The organism is Pseudomonas sp. B28(2017) (assembly GCF_002113025.1).
Taxonomy (GTDB): Bacteria; Pseudomonadota; Gammaproteobacteria; order Pseudomonadales; family Pseudomonadaceae; genus Aquipseudomonas.
This window is the reverse complement of sequence record NZ_NEJH01000027.1, coordinates 1-1701: the sequence shown is the minus strand read 5'-3', so window position 1 is coordinate 1701 and position 1701 is coordinate 1. Positions and strand designations below refer to the sequence as shown.

The 1701-nt window shown below is 64.3% G+C and carries 1 protein-coding gene; it reads left to right on the top strand.

Features of this window, described 5'->3' with window-relative positions; genetic code table 11:
- A partial coding sequence (locus CAF65_RS27625) for an immunoglobulin-like domain-containing protein (protein WP_371919032.1) occupies nucleotides 1–1701 on the top strand: 1701 nt, incomplete at both ends.

The following is a 1701-nucleotide window of genomic DNA, read 5'->3' as shown; positions in this document are numbered from 1 at the left end:
CGGCACCATCACCTACACCGCGACCCTGACCGACAAGAACGGCGCCCCGGTCACCGCGCAAAACGGTCCGGTGACCGTCACCCTCGACAGCGGCAAGGTGATCACCATCGCTGAAGGCCAGAGCTCCGGCAGCCTGCCGGTCACCGTCGGCAACGACGTCTACAAGGGCCCGACCACCGTCACCGAGTCGATTAAATCGGCCGACGGCGGCAACCTGGAGCAGGTGTCGCCCAACACCACGCCGGTGACCACCACGGTCAATGACGTCAACGACACCACCACCGTGACCCTGAGCGCGACGCCGAGCGTGGACGAGAACGGCACCATCACCTACACCGCCACCCTGACCGACAAGAACGGCGCCCCGGTCACCGCGCAAAACGGCCCGGTGACGGTCACCCTCGACAGCGGCAAGGTGATCACCATCGCTGAAGGTCAGAGTGCTGGCAGCCTGCCGGTGACCGTGGGTAACGATGTCTACCAAGGTCCGACCACGGTCAGCGAATCCATCAAGGACGCGGTGGGCGGCAACCTCGAAGCGATCAATCCGGTGAAAACCCCGGTGACCACCACGGTCAATGACGTCAACGACACCACCATCGTGACCTTGAGCGCCACCCCGAGCGTGGACGAAAACGGCACCATCACTTACACCGCCACCCTGACCGACAAAAACGGCACCCCGGTCACCGCGCAAAACGGTCCGGTGACGGTCACCCTCGACAGCGGCAAGGTGATCACCATCGCCGAAGGTCAGAGTGCTGGCAGCCTGCCGGTGACGGTGGGCAACGATGTCTACCAAGGCCCGACTACCGTCACCGAGTCGATTAAATCGGCCGACGGCGGCAACCTCGAAGCGATCAACCCGGTGAAGACCCCGGTAGAAACCACGGTCAATGACGTCAACGACACCACCACCGTGACCCTGAGCGCCACCCCGAGCGTGGACGAAAACGGCACCATCACTTACACCGCGACCCTGACCGACAAAAACGGCACCCCGGTCACCGCGCAAAACGGTCCGGTGACGGTGACCCTCGACAGCGGCAAGGTGATCACCATCGCTGAAGGTCAGAGTGCTGGCAGCCTGCCGGTGACGGTGGGCAACGACGTGTACAAGGGGCCGACCACCGTCACCGAGTCGATTAAATCGGCCGACGGCGGCAACCTGGAACTGGTGTCGCCCAACACCACGCCAGTGACCACCACGGTCAATGACGTCAACGACAGCACCACGGTGACCCTGAGCGCCACCCCGAGCGTGGACGAAAACGGCACCATCACCTACACCGCCACCCTGACCGATGCCCAGGGCAAACCGGTCACCGCGCAGAGCGGTCCGGTGACCGTGACCCTCGACAGCGGCAAGGTGATCACCATCGCCGAAGGCCAGAGTTCCGGCAGCCTGCCGGTGACGGTGGGCAACGACGTGTACAAGGGGCCGACCACCGTCAGCGAGTCCATCAAGGACGCAACGGGTGGCAATCTGGAACTGGTGTCGCCCAACACCACGCCAGTGACCACCACGGTCAACGACGTCAACGACAGCACCACGGTGACCCTGACCGCGACGCCGAGCGTGGACGAGAACGGCACCATCACTTACACCGCGACCCTGACCGACAAGAACGGCGCCCCGGTCACCGCGCAAAACGGTCCGGTGACGGTCACCCTCGACAGCGGCAAGGTGATCACCATCGC